The organism is Burkholderia cepacia complex sp. TUM26381 (assembly GCF_057439935.1).
This window is the reverse complement of sequence record NZ_CM172006.1, coordinates 1879872-1905969: the sequence shown is the minus strand read 5'-3', so window position 1 is coordinate 1905969 and position 26098 is coordinate 1879872. Positions and strand designations below refer to the sequence as shown.

General features: G+C 67.0%; 17 protein-coding genes. 9 read left to right on the top strand and 8 right to left on the bottom strand.

Annotated elements, in window-relative coordinates:
- Nucleotides 1-17: 17 nt before the first annotated feature.
- From ACWMMN_RS08880 to ACWMMN_RS08865, 4 genes are read right to left on the bottom strand one after another with little or no spacing between them, the layout of a single operon-like run.
- Nucleotides 18-9743: an amino acid adenylation domain-containing protein gene (locus ACWMMN_RS08880; RefSeq protein WP_486422584.1), complete on the bottom strand. Its 9726-nt coding sequence runs from the start codon at nucleotides 9741-9743 to the stop codon at nucleotides 18-20.
- Entirely contained in the window at nucleotides 9730-11259 is a 1530-nt protein-coding gene (locus ACWMMN_RS08875) for a flavin monoamine oxidase family protein (RefSeq protein WP_342702149.1), read from the bottom strand. Before ACWMMN_RS08875 ends, ACWMMN_RS08880 begins: the two co-directional genes overlap by 14 nt.
- A 53-nt stretch (nucleotides 11260-11312) precedes the next feature.
- Nucleotides 11313-13142, bottom strand: coding sequence for an amino acid adenylation domain-containing protein (locus ACWMMN_RS08870; RefSeq protein WP_486422583.1), 1830 nt, complete (start codon nucleotides 13140-13142; stop codon nucleotides 11313-11315).
- Complete coding sequence (locus tag ACWMMN_RS08865; protein ID WP_059234141.1) at nucleotides 13135-14373, bottom strand: thioesterase domain-containing protein; 1239 nt, start codon at nucleotides 14371-14373, stop codon at nucleotides 13135-13137. The genes ACWMMN_RS08870 and ACWMMN_RS08865 overlap by 8 nt, the downstream gene beginning before the upstream one ends.
- A 694-nt stretch (nucleotides 14374-15067) precedes the next feature.
- Here ACWMMN_RS08865 and ACWMMN_RS08860 point away from each other — a divergent pair.
- Entirely contained in the window at nucleotides 15068-16258 is a 1191-nt protein-coding gene (locus tag ACWMMN_RS08860; RefSeq protein ID WP_155627137.1) for a hypothetical protein, read from the top strand.
- A complete protein-coding gene (locus tag ACWMMN_RS08855; RefSeq protein ID WP_486422582.1) occupies nucleotides 16255-16980 on the top strand; it encodes an SDR family oxidoreductase in 726 nt (241 codons plus the stop codon). The genes ACWMMN_RS08860 and ACWMMN_RS08855 overlap by 4 nt, the downstream gene beginning before the upstream one ends.
- A 426-nt stretch (nucleotides 16981-17406) precedes the next feature.
- Here the strand turns inward: ACWMMN_RS08855 and ACWMMN_RS08850 are convergent, their stop codons facing one another.
- Nucleotides 17407-18003 (bottom strand): SDR family NAD(P)-dependent oxidoreductase, encoded by a 597-nt coding sequence (locus tag ACWMMN_RS08850; RefSeq protein WP_486422581.1) that lies wholly within the window; start codon nucleotides 18001-18003, stop codon nucleotides 17407-17409.
- Between ACWMMN_RS08850 and ACWMMN_RS08845 the strand changes: the two genes are divergently transcribed.
- On the top strand, nucleotides 17994-19049 hold the full coding sequence (locus ACWMMN_RS08845; protein WP_486422580.1) for an AraC family transcriptional regulator: 1056 nt from the start codon (nucleotides 17994-17996) through the stop codon (nucleotides 19047-19049). The genes ACWMMN_RS08850 and ACWMMN_RS08845 overlap by 10 nt on opposite strands.
- A gap of 15 nt (nucleotides 19050-19064) precedes the next feature.
- Here ACWMMN_RS08845 and ACWMMN_RS08840 read toward each other — a convergent pair whose 3' ends face one another.
- A complete protein-coding gene (locus ACWMMN_RS08840; RefSeq protein WP_425394778.1) occupies nucleotides 19065-20324 on the bottom strand; it encodes an alpha-hydroxy acid oxidase in 1260 nt (419 codons plus the stop codon).
- 103 nt (nucleotides 20325-20427) lie between these two features.
- On the opposite strand from ACWMMN_RS08840, the gene ACWMMN_RS08835 reads away from it, so the two are divergent.
- Nucleotides 20428-21315 carry a LysR family transcriptional regulator gene (locus ACWMMN_RS08835; protein ID WP_059234145.1) on the top strand — a complete coding sequence of 296 codons (888 nt, stop codon included), beginning with the start codon at nucleotides 20428-20430 and terminating at the stop codon, nucleotides 21313-21315.
- A gap of 55 nt (nucleotides 21316-21370) precedes the next feature.
- On the opposite strand, the gene ACWMMN_RS08830 is transcribed toward ACWMMN_RS08835, so the two are convergent.
- A complete protein-coding gene (locus ACWMMN_RS08830) occupies nucleotides 21371-22690 on the bottom strand; it encodes an MFS transporter (RefSeq protein ID WP_059234146.1) in 1320 nt (439 codons plus the stop codon).
- A 400-nt stretch (nucleotides 22691-23090) separates the two neighbouring features.
- Between ACWMMN_RS08830 and ACWMMN_RS08825 the strand changes: the two genes are divergently transcribed.
- The 5 genes from ACWMMN_RS08825 (at nucleotide 23091) to ACWMMN_RS08805 (ending at nucleotide 25583) form a co-directional block, all read left to right on the top strand.
- A complete protein-coding gene (locus ACWMMN_RS08825) occupies nucleotides 23091-23510 on the top strand; it encodes an organic hydroperoxide resistance protein (RefSeq protein WP_059236751.1) in 420 nt (139 codons plus the stop codon).
- Between the two features lie 62 nt (nucleotides 23511-23572).
- On the top strand, nucleotides 23573-23902 hold the full coding sequence (locus ACWMMN_RS08820) for a DUF4148 domain-containing protein (RefSeq protein ID WP_486422579.1): 330 nt from the start codon (nucleotides 23573-23575) through the stop codon (nucleotides 23900-23902).
- 60 nt (nucleotides 23903-23962) lie between these two features.
- Nucleotides 23963-24292, top strand: coding sequence for a DUF4148 domain-containing protein (locus ACWMMN_RS08815; protein WP_059236755.1), 330 nt, complete (start codon nucleotides 23963-23965; stop codon nucleotides 24290-24292).
- 74 nt (nucleotides 24293-24366) lie between these two features.
- Nucleotides 24367-24696, top strand: coding sequence for a DUF4148 domain-containing protein (locus ACWMMN_RS08810; protein WP_486422578.1), 330 nt, complete (start codon nucleotides 24367-24369; stop codon nucleotides 24694-24696).
- 170 nt (nucleotides 24697-24866) lie between these two features.
- A complete protein-coding gene (locus tag ACWMMN_RS08805; RefSeq protein ID WP_256084877.1) occupies nucleotides 24867-25583 on the top strand; it encodes a GNAT family N-acetyltransferase in 717 nt (238 codons plus the stop codon).
- Nucleotides 25584-25631: 48 nt separating this feature from the next.
- Here the strand turns inward: ACWMMN_RS08805 and ACWMMN_RS08800 are convergent, their stop codons facing one another.
- The gene (locus ACWMMN_RS08800; RefSeq protein ID WP_486422577.1) at nucleotides 25632-26087 is read right to left on the bottom strand and encodes a MarR family winged helix-turn-helix transcriptional regulator; all 456 of its coding nucleotides are present in this window, start codon (nucleotides 26085-26087) and stop codon (nucleotides 25632-25634) included.
- Nucleotides 26088-26098: the final 11 nt, after the last annotated feature.

The following is a 26098-nucleotide window of genomic DNA, read 5'->3' as shown; positions in this document are numbered from 1 at the left end:
GGGTTCAGGGAAAGGGATCAAAGCGCGGCGAGCCGGTCGAGGCAGTCTGCCGTCGTGTCGAGCAGCCAGCGGCTTGGGTCGTCGGCGGCCGGCATTTCCAGCCGGCCGAGTTCGTCGAGATACGCGGCATGCTCGACAGGCCGCCCGCTACCGCCGTCGCCGAGCGCGCTGTAAAGCGGCAACATCCTGAAGAACGGATCGGATTCGGGCGTCTCGTCGCGGGCGCGGGCGACCCAGTCGGCCGCCGGCATGCCGCGCAGTGCCGCCCCGTGGCGCAGCCGCGACACGATCGCGCGAAAATCCAGATCGTCGATATGGACATTGCGCACGGCCGACATCATGGTGACCTTGCTGCGACGGACGATGTAGCGCGCCACGTGTTCCGTCGGCATGACCGGCACCGGAATCGCAAGATCCGGATAAGCGCCCATCGCCACGCACTTGTTGCTGAACGCGACGAAATGGTTTTGCCGTTTCAGGTTCGGATCGCGGCCGTCGATCAGCAGCGGCAGCCGGTAGATCGACGCGGGATAGCCGTGCAGTGCCGCTTGCGCAACGCAGGCCTCCGCCACGAATTTCGAGCGTTCGTAGCCCGACGACAGCTCGCGGATTGCTGCGTGTTCGAGCCATTGCTCCGGCAGGGACCCGAGCTCCGTGTACTGCGTCGAAATGTAGTGCACGTGCGCGACTTTCGCGGCAGCCGCAAACGCCAGGACGTGCCGGCTCGCGCCGACGTTGCCTTCGCGCATGAATGTGTAGTCGGCCGCATGGTTGACGTGTGCGGCGCAATGCATGACCTGCGTGACGCGGGTCAGCAACTGCGCATGGCGGTCGTTGTCCAGGCCGAACTGCGGCAAGGTTGCGTCGCCCCGGCAGATGCGAACACGCGCGGCGGGCAGCGCGTCGCCGAACATGGCGCGGTAGCGTGCGTCGAGACGCGCGCGCGCGTCATCGTCGTGACTGCCGCGCACCAGCACATAGACGTCCGCATGCGTTTCCTCGAGCAGCATCCGCAGGAGCCAGACGCCGAGGTGCCCGGTTGCGCCGGTCAACAGATAGGCGTCCGTCGCCCTCGCCGCCGTACCCGTGAATGCCGGCAACGTCGCGGCAGCTGCCAGATCCGACGCATACGGTGCATCGTCCTGCCGGCCGGCGGCGGCGTCCGCCGTCGTCGAACCATCGGGCCGGCTCGCACAGGCGGCCAGGAACCCGTCGATCGTCGGGTTGGTCAGGAACAGGCTGAAGTCGACCTTCAGCGCGAGTTCGCGTTCGGCGGCGAGCACCATGCGCGTCAACGACAGCGAATCGCCGCCGAGCTGGAAGAAGTTCTCGCGGGTTCCGATCGAGGCCAGGTCGAGCTGCGCCTTCCACAGCGCACACAGGGCCGCTTGTTCCGGTGACAATGCGTCCGCCGCATCCGGCTGCCGCCGCGCGTCGGCGTCCTGCTCGATCCGGGCCAGCACGCGTTCCGTGAGCGCCTTCCGGTCGACCTTGCCGCTGCTGTTCGACGGAAAGTCCTCGAATCGCATCAGGCGCCACGGCACCATGTAATCCGGCAACCGTGTTTTCGCGGCGGCCAACACCGCAGGCTCGTCGAACGTGTCCGCAATGACGCAACCGACGATCTGCCGCCCGGCTGACGATGCGGCACCGACATCGACCACGAGCGCGGTCGCATGACGGACGCCCGGATGCGACATCAGCACATGCTCGATCTCGCCCAGCTCGACCAGCAGCCCCCGCAGCTTCACGCGGAAATCGTTGCGCCCGATGTAGTCGAGTTCGCCGTCGCGCCGCCATTTGACGATATCGCCGGTGCGGTACATGCGCGTCGCGTCGTCCTGGTACGGATTGGCGGCGAACGCGTCGGGCGCCTTGAGCGTGCCGATGTAGCCGCGCGCCACCCCGCTGCCGCCGAGGGTGAGCTCGCCGGGCACGCCCGGCGGCACCGGGCGGCCGCGCGCGTCCAGCACCCAGTAGCGCACGCCGTCGCAGGCGACGCCGATCGATGCGCCCGGCCCGTCGGGTACCCGGGTGCACGCATGATGGGTCGCATAGATCGTCACTTCGGTCGGTCCGTACAGGTTGTTGAGCGTCGTGGTCGTGCCCGACGCGAGCCATGCGCGCACCACGGGCTGCATCAACGCTTCGCCGACCGAAATCACGTGCCGCAGCGTCGGGCAGCGGGTGAGCGGCTCGAGCAGCAGGTTCAGCAGCGACGGCACGGTACTCATCATGGTCACGCGGTGGCGTACGCACACAGCGGCGTGGCCGGCCGGCCCGTCGGTCTCGTTCATCAGCACGACGACCCCGCCCGTCATCAGCGGCAGGCAGAATTCGGGCACCGAGATATCGAACGTCAGAACCGTCCCTTGCAGGAACCGGTCGCGCGCCGAGAAGCCGAAATGCCGCTCCATCCAGCGCAGGCGCTGGGTCAGCCCCAGATGCTCGACCAGCACGCCCTTCGGATTGCCGGTGCTGCCGGAGGTGAACAGCACGTAAGCAAGCCTGCCGCCCCGATCGGCATAGGCGCCGTTCGGCTCCAGTCGTGCGTGCTGCTGCACGCGCCCGGCGCGCACGACGTCGCAGTCGATCGCAGCGTCGTCCGTGCGCAGCACGACGTCGCACAGCCCCAGCGCATCGCGCTCGGCGAGCGCCTGTTGCACGCTGTCGGACAGCCGGTGCCGTTGCGTCAACACCATCGCGCATCGGGCCGTGTCGATCATGTAGCCGGTGCGCGCCGCCGGATGCTTCAGGTCGAGTGCGACGTAGGCGGCATCGCATTTCCAGATCGCGAGGATCGCGACGATGGATTCCGGGCACCCGAAGCGCGGCAACAGGATCCCGACGGTCGTCTCGCGGCCGACGCCCTGGCTGCGCAGCGTATCGGCCACCGTATCGGCGAGCGCATTCAATTCCCGGTAGGTCAGCCGGCGTTCGCCCCATTCGATGGCGACCGCGTCCGGCGTCTCTTCCGCGCGCCGTGCGAACTGCTCGTGCACGCATGCCGTGTCGCGCGGATCGACCTCCCGCATGTCGCGCGGAACCGGGCCGCACCCGGATGCCAGCAACTGCAATTGTTCGGCCGGCAGCATCGTGATCGAACCCACTTCGCGTTCGGCATGCCCGGGGTCGGACAACGCGACCAGCAGCGTGGCGAAATGCTCCGCAATCTGTTCGACCGTCGCGCGGTCGAACACGGCATCGGCGTACTTGAGGTCGATCGCCCAGTCGTGCTGACGCTGTGTCACCCACGCGCTCAGATCGAATTGCGCTTCCTGCTGCGTGATGTCGAGCGGCGTCGCGTCGTGCTGCGCGCCGACGTCGACCACCATCTCGGAGGCATCGAAGTAGTTGAAGTAGGTCTGAAACAACCCGGCCGACCGGCTGGCCGAACGCAGGCGTTCGTCGCGCATCAGCAATGCGAGCGGTACGTCCTGGTGGTCGACCAGCTCGAACAGCGCACGCCTGACGCGGTCGACTGCCGCCGTGACGGTCTGGCTTTCGTCGACTTCGCTGACGAGCGGCAGCACGTTGACGAAATGGCCGACCGTGTTGCGCCAGCGTTGCGCCGAGCGGCCATTGAACGCGACACCCGTGATCACGCGATTCTGGTTCGAGTATCGCGCAAGCAGCAGCAGCCATGCGGCAAGGTGCACGGCCGCGCGCCGTCCGCCCGGCATCGCGTTGAGCTGTTCGACCAGACGCCCGGACACCGGCACGCGCACCGTGCCGCCGGTCTTCGCGCCCTGCTCCGTCCGCACCCGATCCACCGGCAGGTCAATGCTGACGGGCACGCCGTCGCCGTCGATGATCCGCTCGACGAAGAAGGCGCGCGCCGCCGTCAAGGTCGTCGCATCGAGCGCCCGCTGCGCGCCTACGAAGTCGCGATACGGTGCGTCGGAGCCGACCAGCGGCGCCGTGGCGCCGCACATCGCCTGAAGGAGCTGGACGCCCACGATGAAAATGGTCGCGGCATCCATCACGAGGTGATTCGACGTCACGACCAGATACCATTCGCGCGGCGACACGCGCAACACGTTCACGCGGGTCGCGAATTCGGTCGCCAGGTCCGGTGAGGCGGCCAGCAATGCCTGGATCCGCGCGTCGACCTCGGCACCCGATGCGGCGTCGTCGATCGCGATGGCGCAACGCGAGAGCGTTTCGTCGAGCGGGTGAATCACGTATCCCGGCTCGTGCTCGACCTCGTCGAACGTCGCGCGCAGCAATTCGTGTTCGCCAAGCAGATCCCGCCACCGGGCCGCCAGCCGATCCAGGTCGAGCCCGTCGCCAACCACGCGCCAGCCGACTGCGCAGTTGTAGGCGCGGCTGTCGCGGTGGCGGATCTGCTCGTACCAGATCGCAAACTGGTTGTACGAGAGCGGCACGCGGGCCGGCGTCCCGCCCTCCTTCACGGGCGTTGCCTCGACGTGAGCAGGTGCCGCGGCCTTGCCCATCGATGCGACCAGCCGTTCGTGGATGTCCGCGACGGTCGCGCTGTCGAAGAACAGGCTCGCGGGCAGGCTCAGCCCGAGTCGCCCCTGCAGTTCGCTGCGAATCCGGATCGTGCCGACCGAATCGAGCCCGAGTTCGTCCAGCGTCGAGGTCCTTGAAATCTGGTGCGACGCATGCCCCGTCTCCGCTGCGATCAGCCCGGTCAGCAGCGCGAACGCGCCGTCGGCCGTCGTCGTGGCCGCGTCCCGCCCGATCGCCGGCGCGGCGGCGTCGCGTGTCGCGGCCGTGTCGCCGGATCGCGCGGGCGCATCCCGGACGACGCGATAAATCGCCAGATGCGCCCCGTGCGCGAGGCGCGCCATCGCCGCGATCAATGCCGCGCTGGCGGCTTTCGGGTCGAGCGGTTGCAGCCGTCGCAGCGAGCGCGACGGCGCGCGTCCCCCCACCCGCTTCAACATGCCGGTGTCCGCCCACGGCCCCCAGTCGACCACGATGGCCGGCAGGCCGAGCGACACGCCGTGCGCGGCCAGTCGTTGCAGTCCCGCGTTCGCGATCGCATACGAAATCTGACCCGGCGACTCGACGAACGACGCCAGCGACGAGAAATGCACGACGAACTCGATCGAGGGCTGCCCGTGCGCGTAGTCGTGCAGCACCGACGCACCGCGCAACTTGGCGCCGAGGACAGCGTCGAGCTGCGCCGAGTCGGTGTCCAGGATATTCCTGTCGGCGGTCGCGCCGGCCAGGTGGAAAATGCCGTCCAGCGCGCCCGCATGGGCGGTCAGCCACGCCCCGTCGACATCGGCGGCGGCCAGATCCGCGACGAGCAGCTGAATCGTCGCGCCGGACCGCTCCCGCAGGCCCGCAACCCACCGGTGATCCTCGTCGTCCGGCGTCAACGCGCGGCGACGCATCAGGACGAGGTTCCGGCATCCGCACGCGTCGACCAGATGTTCGACGAGATGTCTGCCCGCACCGCCGAACGCACCGGTCACGAGGTAACGGCCGTCGCTGCGCGGCTGAAGCGCCGGGTTGCCGTCGACTGCCGGCAAACCGGCCACGGTTTCGCGGCGCGCCAGCCCCGCGTCGTCGATACGCCACAGCGGTGTCGTGATCCGCCGCGGCGTCATGCCCGGCTTCGCGCCCCGTACCGCCACGATCGCGTCGACGACGCGTTCGCCCACGACGGCTACCTCGAGCTGTGCCGCGTCCAGCGCGGGCAGCTCGGCCTGCAAATGAACCGCGAGCGCCTGCATCGTCGCGGCCCCCAGCACGTCCGGCGCGGCATGACCCGTCTCCGTCACGAGACACACCTGCGGCGGTTGGCCCGGTTGCCGGTCCGACACCGTCTCGACGCTGCGCCGCACGTCGCGAACGAACGCGGCTACCGCGCCGTAAGACGTTGCCCCGGACAACCACCCGTGGGGCGCCCACACGACGATCGTGCGCACGCGCGCGTCATCGGCCAGCGGGCGGTCGATCGGCGCGCCGGCGCGGTGCGATTCGCCCGGCAACGCGAGCGAGCAGCTCGCTGCGCCGCGCCCGGCAAGAGCGTCGTGCCAGTGACCGGGCGCCGGCGCATCGGCCGGTGCGAGCAGCAGCCACGTTTCGCCGGTTAGCGGCGCGCCGGCCGACAGTTCCGGGACGCCGTCCCGCACCCATTCGACCCGGAAATGCACGTCATCGTGCTCGGCGGCCGGTTCCGGCAGGCTCACGCAGGTCACGCCATGAAGTGTTGCAACGTCCCGGCCGGATTCGTCCTGGACGTGCACGTCGCCGACCAGCATCGTGTCGCTCGACTCCCGAAGCACGGCCCGGCAAGTCAGCGCCGAAGACCAGCGCGCATCCGGATCGATCTGGATCGACTCGAGCGCAACGGGAGCGTAGGCGCTGTCCGGACGGCCGCGGCACACGCCGAGCGACTGGAAGCACGTGTCGATGAAGGCACTGTGACTGAGCGGCAGCTCGGGCTGCGTGTCGGGCGGTGCAATGCGGCAGCGTACTTCGATGTCGCTGACGCGCTGGTATGCAACGATCCGCTGGAATAGCGGGCCGTACTCGACGCCCCGGCGCGCATATTCGTCGAAGAACGCGTCCGGGCGCATCCATTCATCCGGCTGCTCGGCGAACGGACCGCTCGAAGGTGGCAGCGGCGCATGTTCCGGCGCAACGTGCACGCGTGCCAGTTCGGCATCGCCCTCGGCCGGCAGCCGGTACACGATCGCGTAGCGGCCATCGTGTGCGGGGCCGGTGATCTGGCAGGCCACCTCGTGCGTCGCGACCGCATCGTCGAATACGAGCGGCCGGCTGACCGTCAGATCGTCGAGCCGAATCAGGGCGCCGGCCGGATCCTGCCGGGACGCCCGCGAAATGGCCTGCATCGCGAGCGATACACCCGTCGACAGGTAGAACGCGCCGGGTACGATCGCGCGGCCGTGAATCCGGTGCTGATTGATCCAGTCCAGCGCGGGCGTGCCGGGGTCGACCTGCAAGGTCGCGCGAAAATCGATGGCCGACCACGCCGGCGTATCGCGCAATGCCAGCGCTTGCGTGCCGCCGCTGCTCGCGCGGGCGACGGCGTGCGGCCACGAAGCCGGCTGCAGCAGCGTGTGGTCGAACGGATATTTCGGCAGCTCGATGAACGGCTCACCGACCTGCGCATCGCCGAATGCCTGCATGGCCTTCCGGATGTCCAGTGCGCCGCCCTCGGCGAGGCGTCCGGCAGCACGCAGGAACGTTTCGTCGTCGGCGCCGCGCCGGTCGATGCTGGGCAGGCACGTCAACACGCGTTGCGCCGCGCGCGCGGTGGCTGCGACGAGGCCGCAGAGCACCGGGCGCGGCCCGATTTCGAGCACCGCGTCGACGTCGTCGCCGACGATCCCGGCGGCGGCGGCCGCGAAATCGACGGGCCGCACGATCTGTTCGGCCCAGTATGCCGGCGAACCCAGCGCCGCTTCCATGTGCGCGGAACCGACCCGCCCTTCGACGGAGCTCACGAACCGGACGGATGGGCGTTTCACCGCGATATCGCCGGCCAGGAGACGCGATGCGTGAGCGGCGAATTCGTCTGCCGCGGATTGCATCAGGGGCGTATGAAAGGCGCCCTGCGTGTCGAGCGGCGTGACCGTCAGGCCTTGCCGCTGCGCATGCTCCGCAGCGGCCAGCACGGCCGTATCGGAGCCGGCGACCACGGTCGATTGCGGCGCATTCAGCGCCGACAGCCAGAGCCCGGCCGACGGCAGGCCACGATTGACCTCGTCGATCAGGGCTTCGACGATCGGTCGCGGTGCGGCGATCGACAGCATCTTGCCGGGGGCAGCCGAACACGCTCGCTCCATGGCGTCGGCGCGCGCGAGCACGAGGCGCGCCGCCGTGTCGAAGTCGAATGCGCCGGCGAACCACGCCGCGGCATATTCGCCGACGCTATGTCCGAGCACCGCGTAGGGTCGGCAACCGAGTTCCTGCCAGAACTGCGCGAGCGCGCATTGCAGGACGAGCAGCGAGAGTTGCGACGCCCGCTGTTCGCGCACGAGCGGCAGCGAGGCGCCGGCAGCCGGCTCGGTGGCCAGCATGCGCGGCAGCAACGGCGTGTCCCAGCCGGCGATGCCGTCGACGCGACCGGCGAATTCCGTGAGCAGCTCGCGGAATCGCCGGTTGGCGTTGAACAGCCCGTGAGCCATGCCCGCGTACTGGCTGCCCTGCCCGGTGAAGACCATCGCCACGCGCTGCAGCCGCGTCGTCGGGCCCGGTGCGGCGCAACGTTCGCGCAACCGCTCGACCAGTTCGGCCGGGCTGCTGGCCGTGACCGCGATCGATGCGTGCGGCCAGACCTGGCGATTGGCCAGCGCCGCGTCGCACATGGCCTGCATGTCGATACCGGGCGATGCGTCGATGGCATTGGCATAAGCGTCGGCCAACGCCTGAACCGACGCCGGTGTGCGGGCCGACAGGAACAGCAGGCTCGCGCCGGTCCGGCGCGCTGCCGCCGGCGTGGCCGAGCGTTGCGCGCGCGGGTCGCCCAGCACGACGTGCGCGTTGGTGCCGCTCATGCCGAACGAACTGACCCCCGCGATCAGTCGCCCGTCCGGGTCGCCCGGCTGCCAGCGCGTGGGCGTCGCAGGGATCACCCCCTGAAAGCGCGCGAGCGGAAGATCCTCGTCGATATCGTCCGCCATGCAGTGCGGTGCGATTTGCCGCGCGGACAGGCACAGGGCCGCCTTGATCAGGCTCGCGATCCCGGCGCTCCCCTCGCAATGGCCGATATTGGCCTTGAGTGCCCCGAGATACAGCGCATGCGTGCGTGTGCCGAACACGTCCGCGATCGCGGACAACTCGATTCGGTCGCCGAGATCGGTGCCGGTTCCGTGTGTTTCGACATAGGAGACGTCGGCCGGCGTCACCGCAGCGCTCGCCAGCGCGTCTTCGATCACGCGCCGCTGGGCGGCCTGCGACGGCGCGGTGATCCCGTTGCTGCGGCCGTCGCTGTTCACGGCGCTGCCGAGCAGGTTCGCGTAAATTCGCTTGCCGGTGCGCACGGCGTGCGATTCGCGCATCAACACGACGGCGCCGACGCCTTCGCCGCGCGCAAAGCCGTCGGCGTGTCGCGTAAAGGTCTTGCAGCGGCCGTCGGCGGCCAGCATGCCGGCCTGCGCCAGATCCACGCTGTAGTCATGCGTCAGCATGAGCGACGCGCCGGCCACGATCGCCGCGTCGCATTCGCCCGCGGCCAGCGCGCCGAGCGCCTGGTGAACCGCCACCAGCGACGACGAGCAAGCGGTATCGACGACCAGCGCGGGTCCTTCGAGCCCGAGGTGATAGGCGATCCGCCCCGCGGCCATGCTGCCCAGCGCGCCGCGGCTCAGGAATCCGTTGTAGTCGCCGCTGCTTGCCATGCGGCGCGCATAGTCGAGCGTGCTGAGACCGACGAACACGCCCCAGCGCTGCTTCCTCAGTGACGACGGGTCGAGCCCCGCGTCCTCGATGGCGTGATAGCTCGTTTCCAGCAGCAGCCGATGCTGCGGATCCATGTAGATCGCCTCTTTCGGCGCGATCGAGAACACGGTCGGATCGAATGCCCACGGCGAGCGTGCCAGGAAGCCGCCGTGCAGCGCGTGCGGCGGCGTCGCGGCGCCGTCCGCGCCGAAGCGGCCGGCCGGCATCGGCCCGGTGGTTTCCCGTCCTTCCAGCACGACTGCGCGGAACGCGTCGAGAGAATGGGCGGCTCCGGGCAACTCGCATGCCATGCCGACAATGGAGATCTCCCCCGGTACCCGTTCACGCTGCTTCATTGCTCGACTCCGTCGTTTCGTTGTTCTGTTCCGTTCCGCTCTGCGCGTCGATCTGTTGCAGCGCGCATTGCACCGAACGGCAGGCGCCTTCGAAAAAGCCCTGCAGGTCCGAATACGCTTCGCCGCAGATGTGCACGCGCCGGTTGTCCGGATCGCTGCCGATACTGAACGCGGCCAGTTGCCGGATCACGTCCGCCGACCGGTAGCCGGGGCGCCAGAAATGCACGCCTGCGCCGAACGGCGCCATGCTCCAGTCGCGGATGCCCCATTCGAGGATGCGCGGCGTGTCGTCGCGGGAGAACGTCTGCTGCAGGGTCCGGACGAGCGCCGCCTTCAGGCGTTCGCCCCGGTTGCGATACGGGGCCGACTGCCAGCCGCGGCGGCCTTCGTCCGTGTCGATCAGGTTGGCCCAGTACTGATGCCACGGTTCATCGCTGTAGAACATCGCCATGCCGTACCGTTCGGGCTGTCGCGGGTGGACTTCGAAATGCGCGGCCCGGACCATCGCGCCTTCGCCGCTGCCCGGCGGGGTGTCGGCGGTCCACCACGGGTCCTCGACGACGCAGCATGCCCACGTGATCGGGAACGGGACGACGGCATCGAGGCTGGCGGTCACGGCCGGCGGCAGGCAGCGGGCCAGATCCCGGAGCGGGCGCTGCGGCAGCGCGAGCACGACGCGCCCGCACTCGACGACGACGCGGCGCCGCTCCGCAGCCGACACGTCTTCGATCGTCGCGGCGAGGGTGCCGTCGGGCTGCTCCGACAAGTCGACGAGCGCGCGATTCAGGACCACGTCGACGCCCAGCGCGCGCACCGCGCGGCTGGCGTGGTCGATCAGCGCTTGCATGCCGCCGACCGGCAGGTACGACGGACGCGCGAGCAGGCGCAAATCGAGCAGGGTCGCGATCCATTCCGCGGCATTCGGATTCGCGTTCTTGAAGTTGTAGAACGCCCCCTTTTCGCGCGTGAACTCGACCGCTTCATGGCTCAGCACGTTCGAGAGCACGTTCCAGATGCCCTGCTGGTAAAGCGGCATGCCGTCGAACTGCGCGTCCGTACGGAATCGTGCCAGCGCCTCGGACCGGCCCGGCCGGTCGAAACGGTCGCCGTCGAGGTCCCACTGGTCCGCGACGATCACGCGCACCGCATGCATCAGCAGCGCCCACGGCGGATCGTGCGCACGCGGATCTGCCAGCAGCGCGCGCTCGTCCTCGGTCAGCCGCTCCGCACACGGACGGATCGACGAACCCGCCTCATGCGACGAAATGGGTTGCACGGGTACGCCCAGCGCCTGCACGAACGCATCGACGAGCGGTTGAAGATCGGGTTCGATTCGCACGGCGCCATATTCGGCGCGAAATGCACCGGACAGCATCTCGTCGGTCTGCACCCGGCCGCCGACGCGCGACAGCATCTCGTACAACCGGACGCGCAGTTCGGGGCGACGCTTCTTCAGTTCATAAGCGGCATACAGGCCGGCCAGGCCGCCACCGGCGATCAGTACATCGGTATCCAAAAGAATTCTCCGTCTGGAAGACCCGGCGCCGCGTGCGGCGGCCGGTGTCGTGCTCATGCCGTTGCAAGCCGTGAGTGGATTTCGCGCGCAAGCAGGTCGATCGTGTAGTACTCGAACATGTCTTCAGCCCGGAGGGACACCCCGAAGGCGGCGCTGAGCCGTAGCGACAGCGCCTGCACGCCCAGCGAATCGAGCCCGATGTCCGCGAACGGCTCGTCCCGGTCGATCGGCGCATCGCTGCCCAGGCCGATCAGCTCGGCCAGCACGCGGCCGATTTCGGACTCGACGTCGCTGGCCGGCGCGTCCTCCGCGCGGGCGCGCTCGGTGGCCTGGCGGCAGAGGTCGACGAGCGCCCGCCGGTCGGCCTTGCCGCTCATCGCCTGACGGGGAATCTCCGCGACCGCGACCCAGTCCTTCGGCAGCCAGGCGGCCGGCAGCGTGTGAGCCGCGGTTTCGCTCAGTGCCCGCATCCACGCGGTGTCGTGGCCGTCGGCCAGGACCACGATCGCGGTCAGCCGGTCGCCGACCACGAGCGCCGTGGCATCGCGCACCATCGGCGAGCGCAGCACCGCGGATTCGATCTCCGCCAATTCCACGCGCTGGCCGTTGATCTTCACCTGGTCGTCCACGCGCCCCACGCAGTGGACCAGGCCATCGGCATCGACCCGGCAGACGTCGCCGGTCAGGTAGATGCGCGAGTACACCGCCAGGTCGCCGACCTCGAACAGCGGATTCGCGATGAAGCGCAGCACCGTTTCCGCGGCGTCGTTCACATAGCCGTTGGCCAGCGCCGCGCCGCTGATGCACAGCTCGCCCTCTTCCCCCGGCGCCGGGGGCACGACCGTATCGGTCACGCCGTCCGCCGCGGTTCGACGCAGGTAGAAGCGCGTGTGCGAAACCGGCGCGCCGATCGGCAGCGAATCCCGCGGCGCGTCGTCGTAAGGCCATGCGCTCGCCATGATCGTCGCCTCCGTCGGCCCGTACACGTTATGGACGACCGTGTCCGGCAGCAGGCGCCGTGCGCGTTCCGCGAGCGACGGACGGAAGACCTCGCCGCCGACGCAGATCGCCTTCAGGCTCGTGCATTGATCGAAGCCCGGCGTTTGCGTGATGAGGTTGAACATCGTCGGCACGGTCGTGATGTGCGTCGCCGCATGCCGCCGGATGGCGGCCACGATCTCGACGCTGTCGATCCGGTGCGTGCCGCCGAGAAAGCACACCGTCGCGCCGATCGTCAGCGGCGCGAGCAGCTCGTGCATGGACGGATCGAAGCACGGGTTGATACTTTGCAGCCAGCGATCGTCCTCGCGGAATCCCAGGTAGCCGATGATCCAGCTGAAGTGATTCCACGCAGCCGCATGCGAGACGGCAACGCCCTTCGGCAGCCCGGTGGAACCCGACGTGAAAATGACGTAGAGCGGATCGTGCAGTTCGGCATCGAGCCCGAGATTGTCGGACGACAACTCGCTCGCCCGCTTCAGCGCCACGTAGACGTCGCTTTGCGGCACGCCGCCGAGCTGCGTCATCGCGCGGCCTTCCAGGGCGGTCAGCACGAACGCGATTCGCGCGCGCTGGACCATGTGACGCATGCGGTCCTCGGGGCACGCCGCATCGACCGGCACGTAGACGGCCCCGCACTTCACGATGGCGAGCAACGCGACCAGCCTGACGGGATCGTGATCCGTGCACACGCCGACGGCCTCGCCGGCGCGGATGCCGACTTCATCGCGCAGGAAACGCGCGAGCCGGTTCGCGCGTGCATTCAGTTCACCGTAGGTCACGCTTTCGCGATCCGAGACCGCCGCGATGCGTTCGGGCCTCGCGGCCGCGCACTGTTCGAAGACCCGATGCGGGATGTGGGGTGAATAGATGGATTCAGTCATCGCAGGATTCAGGACGAAGGGATTGAACGATCGAAGCGACACATGCGACGTGCGGCTCCGAGAGCATTGAAAAGTGATTGCCGGGTACTTCGATGCCCTGCACGCGATGCTGGAGCGCGAGCGCATGCCAGTCGGGCAGCAGAGGCTCGCGCGCGTGCAGGCATGCCACGCGCGTGGCGGGCGCCGCGACGGTGCGATGGGACTTCAGCAAGGCCAGGCACGTCTGGCGCATGTCGAGTACCTCGCGCAGGCGGGCGGCGGGCATGCGCCGATGCAGGCGGGCGTCGATGTCGCCGTCGCTGGGTGATTCGGCGAGGAAGCGATCGGCTTCCGCCGGCGGAAACATCGCCTTGAGCAGCGTGATGCGCTCCGTGCGGTCGTTGCTCGCGCGTTCGCGTGCCGCGAGGGCCAGCGACGGATCGAGGCTGACCACGACGCCGAGGCGCTTGCCGCGCTTCTCCAGCAAGGCGGCCATTTCGCGCGCCACCACCGCACCGAAGGAGTGACCGCCGATCCAGTGGAACGGCCGGTCGTCGATCTCGCACAGGGCATCGGCATATCGGCGCGCGAGATCCTTCAGGTCGCCGGCCTGCGCGAGTTGCGCCGGCACACCGCGAAACGCGCGGACGCGGAACGGCAGCCGCGCGGCCAGCGGCGCGAACGGCACGACGCTGCCGTCGGCACCGTGGATCAGGGTCAGCACGGCATCGCCTGCGTCGCGCATCGCGCGCCCGGCGAGCACCCGTGTGACGTCGACGATCGGATCGACGCTCAACTGATCGGCGAGTTCGGATGCCGCGCGGCGCCACAGGTCGCCGGTGGCGGCCGCGAGCGCCGGAGCGCCGGCAACGTTGACCTGCCACGCGTTCGCCTGCATCGGGTCGTGCGGCCGGAGCACGACGGGGCCGTCCGCCGCGCCGTGGACCTCGAGCGCCCATTGATCGATGGCGGCGCCGGCTTCGGCGCCCCCCGCTGCGTCGAGGCGGTCGGCGACCCGTCGAACCAGCGTGCGCAGAGGCCCGGCAAGCTCGAGCGATCCGAGCGTGATCGTCGGGTCCGCGCCAACGACAGCCGAACGTCTGCGGATCGTGATGGTCGCGTCGTTGCCGCAATCGACGCCGCGCACCCCGGCACGGCACAACGCCGCGAGAAAACCGTAATGGAGCGGCGCTCCGAGAACCTGGGCCAGGCTGGCCCGCAGGCGCGGGGCAATATCGTCCGTCCGCATCATTCTGTATTTATCCGATTTGCAAACCGCGTGTTTCTTTGAACATGCTGAAAATATATTAATTTTTCAATAACTGTTGCGGTGTGTGATTAGACAATCAAAATCTTCTGACGTGAACCTGCAATATCTGACAGACATCCCTGACATAAACATCAGGTGTCGAGGAGGTAAATAAAACTGTCTGTTTTGACAGCAATCATTTCGAGAAAATACTCGATACAATCCCCCTCCGCGCCACCTGATACGTCATGAAAATCAATTAAATCAACATCGGACCATCGAGAGGTTTTAAATGGAAGTCAAAGCACCTGAGAGCGAATCGGCTCGTACGATTCGTCAAGAAATCGCCTCGTTCCTGCGCAGCAAAAGCAATCTCCCCGTCACCGCGGAACACGCGACGGAGAAGCTTCTCGCCAAATCGCTGGACCTGGACGAAATCACGCGCCGTCGCGAGGCCTTCGCGACTCACGCGGAGATCGACGGCACCGCGGTGCTTGCGAACTACGAACTTCTGCATGGCGTGAAATATCTGGATCGACTCATAAACTGCGAAAAGCAGCAGGTCGATGCAAAATGTATTGTCGCGATCCTCAGAGGGGCGGAAATCTGCCTGAATAACATTTCAGTCCTCGCCGACCGGATCATCGACGACGTCAGTCATTCACGCTTTGGCGACGTTTCGATCAAGATTACGTGGATGAATCATTTCAACGATTCGCTGCACCGCTTTTCGCAGTTGCTGGTGCAAACGGATCTCGGCCGCAATGGCGGGGACTTTCTGTCGATCGAGGATTCGTCCACCTATCAGGCTGCCGCGAAAAAGACCGAAGCGATGTACGAAGCGCTCAAAACGGCGCCGGAATCGGTCCTCGACCTTTCCGAGAAGGATCTCGACGATCCGCAACGCTTCACGTTCTTTCACACCTTCGTCAATACCAATTACGAAACGATCTGGCTGGCCGTGCTGCGCCATGTTCGCGTGCCGGGCGTGTTTCGCCACGAAGGCGAAAGCGCCGAGGCGTTCTATCAGCGGGTCGTGCAGAACGACGAGGTGCGCGATGCGGTCAACTGCGTCGATCTCAAGGATCCGACGTACCTGATGCAGTTTCGTGCGTACCACCAGATCAGCGAAGTCCTGGTGGGCCTCGTCAACGACGTCATCGCGGATTCGATTCTGGCACTCGTCGACGAAGCGAACGAATCGTTCGAACATGAAGCGACGTCGCTGGCGATGTGCAACAAATTGCTGCAGATCGTCACCGACAACATCAAGCCGATCGTGCGAACGCTCAGTCCGAAGGCTTACTTCGCGATCCGGCCGGCGCTTGGCATCACGAGCGGCTCGCATTCGCACAATCTCCGCAAGGGGCTGTTCCTGACGATCTACCCGCTGCTGGTACGCTCGCTCCGTCTGCGGCTGGTGCAATTCAACGAAACGGCCGCGCGCGACGACGACGCCGTGCTCGAGCAAGCGCAGCAGGTGCTGCGCCTGAACACGCAACCGGAACTCGCCGCGATGATTCGCCAGACGGTCTACGTGTACCAGTACGTGCGGACATGGCGTGACGAGCACATTCAGTTCGTCAAGACGCAGATCGGCGTGAGTCCGGAAGACAATACGCCGACCGCGTCGATTTCGGGCGCCGAAAACGCGGCCCAGACAGCGCACAACTTCCGCAGCACGCACCTGAACGACCCGATCGGTCCGCTTTACGAGGCCACGCTCGGCAAACGCCCGCCTGCCCCGTTCTCGATCGTCCATCCGGGACGTTTCGACGAGCACATGGCGTTCTTCACGGCGAATGCCGTCAAGGCGATGTACGCCGACGTGCAGCAACGCGCGCAGCGCAAGCGAGACCGCGCGGCCCGCGTGGGAGGCGCGTCGTGACGACTTTGCCGCTGGTGATGGTGACGGGCGCGAGCTCCGGTATCGGCGCGGCGGTCGCGCGTGCGTTCTCGGCACTGGGGCATCCGCTGCTGCTGGTGTCGCGGCGGCTGGCCGGGCTGCAGTCGCTCGATTTGCCCAACGCCGTATGCGTCGCGGCGGACGTGACCGACGAGCGTGCGGTGCGATCCGCGGTCCAGGCCGCGCAAGCGCAGTTCGGCGGTGTAGATTGTCTCGTGAACAGCGCGGGAACGATGTTGCTCGGCGAGCCGCTCGAGCAATCGGCCGACGAACTCCGGACCATGCTGGACGTGAACGTCGTCGGCACGATGAATGCGATTCACAGCGTGCTGCCGGGCATGGTCGAGCGGCGGCGAGGCAGCATTTTCAACGTCAGCTCGATCACCGGACGCCAGGCCTTTCCGTTTCATTCGGCCTATTGTGCGTCGAAGTTCGCCGTGCACGGGATGTCTGCCGGGCTCGGTGCCGATCTCGGTCAGCACAATATCCGCGTGTCGACCATCGCGCCCGGCGTGGTCGACACGCCCCTGCTCGACGCAACGACGTCGGAGTCCGCCAAGACCATGTTCCGTGAGTGGATGAGTTCGCTGGAATCGGTCCTGCATCCCGACGACGTCGCACGCACGGTGTGCTTCGCCTATGCGCAGCCGCAGCACGTTTGCATGCGGGAGATTTTCCTGACGTCCACCGCGCAAACGTCGTGAAGCAAGCCGCCTCGCGATGCGTCGCGAGGCGCCGGGCAGACTGGCCGGGTGCCGTTCGCAGCCATCGCGGCGGTACGGCGGCACGGCCGGCGGAGGTCGCCGGCTTGTCCGATCCCGCCCATCAAACAGCCGGTGTAATGAACTGCGCCCCAAAAGCTGGATATCGATCCGGCCTTTGGGGCGTTTGTCTTGACGCCCTGTCCGATCGAGCGCGGACATTCGAACCGCTCGCCTGCCTCGTCGCAAAGACGGCCCGCCCATCTCCGGCGAGCGATGAAGGTTGCGGCATGTCGCGGCGACCGGGATCGACGCGATTTCCGATTGGTCAGTTTGGAAATGAAATCATGATGTTGTGATAAGAAAAGTTATCCGGATAGATGCATCGTTTTATCCAACTGCGTGTTCCGCGACAGACTATCCGGTGCGTCATGCGGCCGGAAAATCGGTCCCCTCGGTGAGATCGCGCCATGCTTCGAAATTCGTGCGCAGCGCATCGAGGCGCTCGAGCGCAACGTCGAGCGCCGCCTTGCCGAGCAGCAGGCGCAACGGCGGCGCATTCGATTCCAGCGCGGCGATCACCGCGGCGGCCGCCTTGACCGGGTCGCCCGGCTGATGCCCCGATACCGCTCTCGTCGCCGCGCGGCGCTTGCCGGCCGTGGGCGCGTAATCGTCGATCACCGTACCGGAGGCAACCATCGAACGACCGGCCCATTCCGTCCGAAACGCGCCAGGCTCGACGATCGTGACCGCGATGCCGAGCGGCGCGACTTCATGCGACAGCGATTCGGACAACGCTTCGACCGCGAACTTCGTTGCGTGGTAGTAGCCGGTCGCGGCGAATGCGACGAGGCCGCCCATCGCGATATCGGGATATCGGCCGGCGAGGCTCGCCACGGCGTCGGGCTGCCGGACCGCCAGCACGACACGCCAGCCGCGTGCCAACGCCTGTTCCGCCAGCTCGCGGCCCAGGCCGGAGGAACTGCCGGTCACGAACCAGACCGAATCTTCAGGACATGCTGTCATCGTTGCACCCTCCTCTTTCGACGAAATGCAGGTGCAATGGTGGCGCCGCGGCGATCTCGCGCGTTAGTCCGTTAAGATCAAGGTCTTGCACGATCCTGCCAAAGTGCGTGTCGCGTGCATCCTTACTTCGGGGCCGGCCCTCCATGTCCGCAAACCAGCAGTCGGCGCTTCGCCGGATCGTACGGCGACATTGCAGGCAGCCACGTCAGGCGACGTCGTTGCCGAACGTCACGTTGTTCAACTGCCCTCATCCGACGAAGCCGGTGCGCAGCTTCTACGATCCGCGCCTGTGCGTGGTGCTTCAGGGCCGCAAGCGCGTGTTGCTCGGGCAGTCGGTGTACGACGCTGGGGCGTCGCAGTGCCTGATCGCCACGGCCGACGTGCCGGTGACGGCCTGCGTGACCGATGCGCATCCCGACCACCCGCACCTTGCCGTGACCTTGGCGCTCGACCGCCTGCGCGTTGCCGAGGTCTGGTCGACGATGCCGGCGCGGCCCGGATCGAAAGACCGCGTGGGCGGGCTGGTCACGGGCGCACTGGAGCCGGACCTGATCGATCCGCTGACCCGCTTGCTGACCATTCTCGACCGGCCGGAAGACGCCGCGGTGCTCGCGCCGATGATCGAGCGCGAGATCATTTACCGGCTGTTGCAAGGCGCGTTCGGCCCGGTGGTTGCCGGGATCGTCAACGACCCGAACCTCACGCGGATCAGCCGCGCGACCTGCTGGCTGCGCGAGCACTATCGTCAGCCGTTCCGGATCGACGAACTGGCGGCGCTCGTCGGGATGAGCGTGACCTCGCTGCATCGCCATTTCAAGGCGATCACGGCGATGACGCCACTCGACTACCGGCGCGAGATCAGACTGGAAGAAGCCCGACGGCGCATCCTGTCGGGCGGTGCGCGCGTGGGGGAGATCGGGATCGACGTCGGCTACGACAGCGCATCGCAGTTCAGCCGCGAATATCGGCGGCATTTCGGCCGGACGCCCAGTGACGAGGCCGAGCACGTGCCGCCGGACAACACGGCGGCGATGCCCGGCGTTTGAGCGTTCCTCCGTCGCTCACTCGCCCGGCCGCTGGACAGCCGTCCGCGAGGCCGGCCATCCGTTTTTCCGGATCAGCACGTCGGGCGTCAAATGGCTGCACCGCTCGACGCCGAGCATCGCCATGTTCCGGTCCACTTCATCGTGCAACAGGCCGATCGCGTGCAGCACGCCTGCTTCGCCGGCCACGGCCGCCGCGTAATTGAACGGCCGCCCGACGAATACCATGCGGGCGCCCATCGCGATGGCTTTCAGCACGTCCGACCCGCGACGAAAGCCGCTGTCGATCATCACCGGATAATCCGCCCCGAGCGCGCGAATCACGTCGGGCAGGATCCGCATCGGCGAGACCGCGCCGTCCAGCTGGCGGCCACCGTGGTTCGACAGGATGATGCCGTCGGCACCCGCGTCGCGGGCGATCACGGCATCGTCCACGCCGAGAATGCCCTTGATCACCAGTTCGCCCTTCCATTCCTGCCGGATCCGCTTCAGATGCGTCCAGTCGAGATGGTCGCGCGCGGAGAAATCCCGCAGTACCGAGGACGACAGGATCGGTGCGCCGCGTGTTGCGAAGGAGTTCTCGAAATGCGGCATGCCGTGCGCGAGCAGCGTCCGGGCGAAGGTGCCGGCCAGCCAGCGCGGGCGCGTGAGGCCGTCCCAGAACAGGCGCGCCCCGGGACGCAGCGGCGTGGTGAAGCCGGTACGCACGTTGTTTTCGCGATTGGCGGACACGGGGATGTCCACCGTGATTACCAGCGTCCGGTAGCCGGCACGCGCGACGCGTTCGAGCAATGCGGTGATGCGGCTCGGATCGCCTGGCAGGTACGCCTGGAACCAGGTGCCCGGCGCAGCGGCGGCGACCTCCTCCAGCGGGATGAGCGACGAGCCGCTCATGATCGATGCAATGCCCGCGCGCTGCGCGGCACGCGCCAGCACGATGTCGCCGCGATAGGCCGACAGCGCATGGATCCCCATCGGCGCGATGCCGAACGGCGACGCATAGCGCCGTCCGAACAGTTCGACCGTCTGTTGCCGCTGCGAAACGTTGCGCAGCACGCGCGTGGCAAACCCGTACTCGTCGAACACGGCGCGGTTGTCGTCGCGTGTGCGGTTGTCTTCCGCCGCGCCGCTGACATAGCCGAAGATCGGGCGCGGCAGCACGCGCCGCGCCGCCGCCTCGAAGTCGTGAAGGCTCAGCATGTTGCGCAGCGCGCGAGGCGGTCGCGTGTTTGCCAGGGGGCGGCTTGCTCCGGGAAGGGATGAGGCGGACGAGGTCATTTCTGCGGCCTGTTTTCGAATCGGTGCCGGAATTTTAGGTACGCGCGAGGCGCTTAAAAAGCGATAATCTTCCAATGAATTTGTTCGATAAAAGCGAAAGACAATGGCCACCCCGACTCTCAAGCAACTCGACGCGTTCTACTGGGCGGCGACCTGTGCAAACTTCTCGACCGCCGCGCAACGGCTGCATCTGTCGGTGTCGTCGCTGTCCAAGCGCATCAACGAACTGGAACAGGTCGTCGAGCGCACGCTGTTCGACCGGAGCGGCCATCGGGCCGTGCTGACCGACGCCGGCGAGGCGCTGTTGCCGGCCGTGGTGCGGGTGCTCGAGTCGGTCGCTGCGCTGCAGGAATCGGTCGCACGGGACGAAGGGTTGAGCGGCCGGCTGCGCTTCGGGGTCGGCGAGCTGTCGGCGCTGACGTGGCTGCCGCGCTTCGTCGCGGCGGTGCAGAAGCTGCATCCGAAGCTGGCGCTCGAGCCGTATGTCGACGTGGGCGCGGCGCTGGAGGAGAAAGTCGATGCCGGCGAACTGGACTTCGCGGTCATCGCCGGCCGGTCGTCGCGCGGCAGCGTGCTGTCGCAGCCGGTGGCGGAAGCACGGTTCGCGTGGATGGCGGCCGAGGCGCTGGTCGGCAGCACGCGCGTGCTGACGCCGGCGCTGATCGCCAGCCATGCGCTGGTGCTGCTGCCGTCCGGCTCGGGCGTGACGCGCATTCTCGACGACTGGCTGCTGGCGTGCGGCATCAATCATGCGCGCCGGATCGCATGCAACAACTGGAGTGCGGTCGCCGGCATGCTGGGCGAAGGCGTCGGCATCGGCTTCCTGCCCGTCGACTGGGCGCGTGCGCGGCTGGGCGGCAACCTCGTGGAGCTGACGAGCGAGCCGCCGCTGGCGCCGCTCCAGTATGCGTTCCAGTGGCGCCGCGGCGACGTGCGCGGGTTGATTCCGTCGATGCTGTCGCTGGTGCGGCAGTATGCGGATTTCCGCTGATGCGTGACGGCCGCCCGGCGTCAGGCGCGGGCGGCCCGGATGAAGCGTGCCGTCGTCACGCTTCGTCGATGCGCGAGACCCGCTTGGGATCGGGCATCCACAGGTAGCACAGCAGCGACACCAGCACGCATGCCGACACGTAGTAGAAGAACCACGCTTCGTGTCCGATGCTCTTCATCCACAGCGCGACATACTCGGCCGTTCCGCCGAACAGCGATACCGTGATCGCGTAAGGCAACCCGACACCCAGCGCCCGCACGCCGACCGGAAACAGTTCGGCCTTGGCCACCGCGCTGACCGACGAATACAGGCTGACGATCAGCAGCGCGACGACGATCAGCGCCAGCGCGCTGCCGGTCGTCTGGACCCCGCGGAGCGCCTGGAAAATCGGCACGGTGCAGAGCGTGCCGAGCACGCCGAACGCGATCAGCAGCGGACGACGGCCGACGCGATCGGACAGGCTGCCGAAGACCGGCTGCATCGCGACGAATGCAAGCAGGCTGATCACCGAGACCATCGATGCGTCGGCCTTGCTCATCCCCGCGCTGTTGACGAGGAATTTCTGCATGTACGTCGTGTACGCATAAAACGCGACCGTCCCGCCGAGCGTCAGCCCGGCGACGATCAGGCATTCGCGCTTGTGGTGAAACAGGTCGGCGATCGATGCGTGGCGACGCTTGCTCTGGCGATGCTGTTCGAACGATGCCGTTTCCTTCATGTTGCTGCGCAGGAAGATCGCGCTGCAGGCCAGCAGCGATCCGAGCAGGAACGGGATGCGCCATCCCCAGCTTTCGAGCTGCGCGGTCGTCAGGAAAAACTGCTGCAGCACGACCAGGACGCCCATCGCGAGCAATTGGCCGAGCGACAGGGTCGCGAACAGGAAGCTCGAATAGAAGCCGCGGCTGGACGGATCGGCCATCTCGCTCAGGTACGTCGCCGAACTCGCGTATTCGCCGCCGAGGCTCAGCCCTTGCAGCAGCCGCGCGAGGACCAGCAGCACGGGCGCGGCAATACCGATGGTGTCGTAGCCGGGTGTGAGCCCGATGATCAGCGAGCCGACGCACATGGCGAGCACCGAGACGAGCAGCGCGGCCTTGCGCCCCCGGCGATCCGCGTACATGCCGACGAGCCAGCCGCCAATCGGGCGCATGATGAAGCCGACGGCAAAGATGGCCGCGGTGTTCAGCAACTGCACGGTCAGGTTGCCGTTGGGAAAGAACGCTTTCGCGAAGTACAGCGAAAACGCCGAATAGACATACCAGTCGTAATACTCGATGAGGTTGCCGACCGATCCGCTGAAGATGGATCGGAGGTTCGCGAGGGTTCCGGTCGGCCGGGATTCCGTGGCCGTTGCAAGAGGGCTGACGCGCGACACGTAATGTCTCCGTTTCGATTGTGCTCGTTGTCCACGCAAGCGCTGGCCGCGGGCGGGCCGCTTGCGATCGGGTGCGGCAAGGTTAGAAGAGACGTTGCGTTGTAGAAAGCGAAATAATGACAAGGAACCTGTTCGCTTTATGGAAACCCCCCGGTTGGACGATTCCCCGCTCCCCCGCCACCTTCCCCGAATCGCGCCTCTTTTCTTGATGCCGGGCGATCAGGTTTTGTTCGCCTGAACGCCTTGTCCGGCAAGGCGCTACACACTCCAGATACATTGAAATACAAAATATCGCATGCGATTTAATCGAATGCGCTTGACGCGATCGGCCGCCGGGACCAAACTGCGTCGCATGCGATCGAATCGCATCTGATACAAACCTCAACTGACGGAGCAAATGATGAGCAAGATCGAAAAAGTGCTGTACACGGGCAAGACGCATACGACTTCCGGTGGCCGCGACGGTGCGGCCCGCAGTTCCGACGGCCGCCTCGACATCCAGTTGTCGTCGCCGGGCAGCGCCGGCACCGGCACCAACCCGGAACAGCTGTTCGCGGCCGGCTGGTCGGCTTGCTTCATCGGCGCGATGCAGCTTGCGGCGCGTGCCGCGAAGGTGACGCTGCCGGCCGGTCTCGCGGTCGACGCCGAAGTGGATCTCGGCACCGGCGGCAACGCGTACTTCCTGCAGGCCCGGCTGAACGTGAGCGTGCCGGGGCTCGATCGCGAGGTCGCGCAACAGATCGTCGACGCCGCGCACCAGACCTGCCCGTACTCGAAAGCGACGCGCGGCAACATCGACGTCGACATCCGTATCGCCTGAACTTATGTCGGGCGGCCGAGCGCTGCCCTGCCGAAGCTCCGATTCCTTTTCTATCGAGGTGAATGATGAAAGTCCAATTGATCGCTGCCCTGCTCGTCGCGGTATCAGCCGCTGTTGCCGCACCGGCGTTTGCCAACGAAACGACCGTGACGCGTGCGCAGGTGCGTGCCGAACTCGCGCAGCTTCAACAGGCCGGCTATCCGCTGAACCGTGCCACCGACGCGACCTACCCGAACGATCTGCAGGCCGCGTTGACGCAGATCCATGCCGACGATGCCGTCGCGGCCAACGTGCCGGTGTCCGGCTACGGCAGCAACGGCGCCGCCGCGACGCAATCGGGCCGCCGGCCTGCAGTCAGCGTGGCCGAGCGCTCGGTGTACTTCGGTCATTGAGCGTCGCGCCGGTACGTGCCCCCTGATTCCTTTCCAGTTTCCATTTTGTCGAGGTGAATGATGAAAACCCGCTTGATCGCTGCCCTGCTCGTCGCTGTTTCCGCTTCCGCTGCCGCACCGGCGTTCGCCGGCCAGGCCGTCGTGTCCCGCGCGCAGGTGCGTGCCGAGCTCGTCCAGCTCGAACAGGCCGGCTACCGTCCGGGCCGCGCGAATGATCCGCATTACCCGGACGACCTGCAGGCCGCATTGACACGCATTCACGCAAACGACGCCGTGGCGGCCGAACCTTCCGCATCGTCCGGTTACGGCCGCGACGCTGCCGCCACGACGCAGTCGGGCAGCCGGCCTGCGACGCGCATCGCCGAACGTTCGATCTACTTCGGTCATTGAATGAAACCGCGAACGGCGCCGATGGCCGGCGTGCGGTGCGCGACCCCCGAATGCCTGTTTCCCTGTCGAGGTAAATGATGAAGCCCCAACTGATTGCCGCCCTCCTCGTTGCCGTATCGGCCTCCGTCGCCGCACCGGCGTTCGCCGGCGAAAGCACCGTCACCCGTGCGCAACTGCGTGCGGAACTGGCCGCGCTGCAGAAGGCCGGCTACCTGCCGAACCGTCCCAACGATCCGAACTACCCGGACAATATCCAGGCGGCGCTGAACCGGATTCACGACAGCGGTGCCGTCGCGGCCGACACGCAGGCAGCCGGTTACGGCAGCGACGCCAGCGGCGCGACGCAGTCCGGCAGCAGCAACGTGGCTCGCACGGTCGAGCGCTCGGTTTATTTCGGCCATTGAGCGTGGCGCGACGAAACCGGTCGCCAACCGCCGTCAAATAAAGCGCATGCGATGTAATCGCATGCGCTTTTTGTTGTTGGAGGCGGCGGAATTTGAATCGACAGCGCTCCCTGCCCGGCCAATCCCGGTCTATGCTGTGCGCCACCCCATCTTCATTCGAGGAGCAGCCGATGCCGGATGCCACGACCGGAAACGCGACAGGCGAAACGCACGTGCTCGACCGCGTTGCCTGGAACGCACTCACGGGCAAGCAGCGCCGCTTTGCGCTCGGCAATGACCGCGCGTGGCGGTTTCCGGCGGCCATTGCGCCATTTGCCGCGATCGCCGACACGAGTGCAGCGTCGTTCGGCGCGCTGTCCGAACTGGTTGCCGCGCACGGGCCAACGGCCCTCGTCACGCCGGACGAGATCGAGCCGCCGGCGGGATTGCCGGTGATCCGGCGCGCGACGCTGTTGCAAATGGTCTGGCAAGGAACGCCCGATCCGGCGTATGAATCGGAGCATGTCACGCTCGGCGAAGCCGATGTACCGGACATGCTCGCACTGACCGCCGCCGCGCAGCCGGGCCCGTTCGGCCCGCGTACATTCGAGCTCGGCCGCTACATCGGCGTGCGCAGCGGAGGCCGGCTGGCCGCGATGGCCGGCGAGCGGATGCAGCTCGATGGCTACACGGAGATCAGCGCCGTGTGCGTGGACGCCGCGTTTCGGCGGCAAGGTCTTGCGGCGCGCTTGATCCGGTCGTTGATTGCGTCGATTGCCGCACGGTCGGAAACGCCTTTCCTGCATGTCCTCACGACGAACCAGGTTGCGATTGAGCGCTACGTCGCGCTCGGTTTCGACGTGCGCCGCGAGATGCGCCTGCTGGTGCTGGGCGACGCGCACGCATGACGACGCGGCCGACGCGACGTATGCGCCGGCCGCCGATGGTTCATCGGCTTATGCTTCGGTCGAACGGATCAGGTTGCCGCGCAGCGTGACGATCGCCTTCCGCACCTTCGCGAATTCGTCTGGCTTCAACCCGGTGGCTTCGACCAGATTCATGTCGAGCCCCTTCTCGCGCACGCGGCGGCCGCTCTTCGTCAGGCTGACGAGCACCTGGCGTTCGTCGGACGGATCGCGATGCCGCTCCAGGTAGCCCATTGCCTCGAGCTTCTTCAGGATCGGCGTCAGCGTGTTGGATTCGAGAAACAGCTTCTCGCCGAGCTGGCCGACGGTCTGGTTGTCCTGCTCCCACAGCGCAATGATCGTGATGTACTGCGTGTACGTGAGGCCGAGTTCGTCGAGGATCGGTTTGTAGGCCTTGCCGAACGCAAGATTCGCCGAGTAGATCGCAAAGCACAGGAACTCGGACAGCTTCGGCGCGGCGGGCGGCGGGGTTTCGGTCGGTTTCATGAACTTCCTCC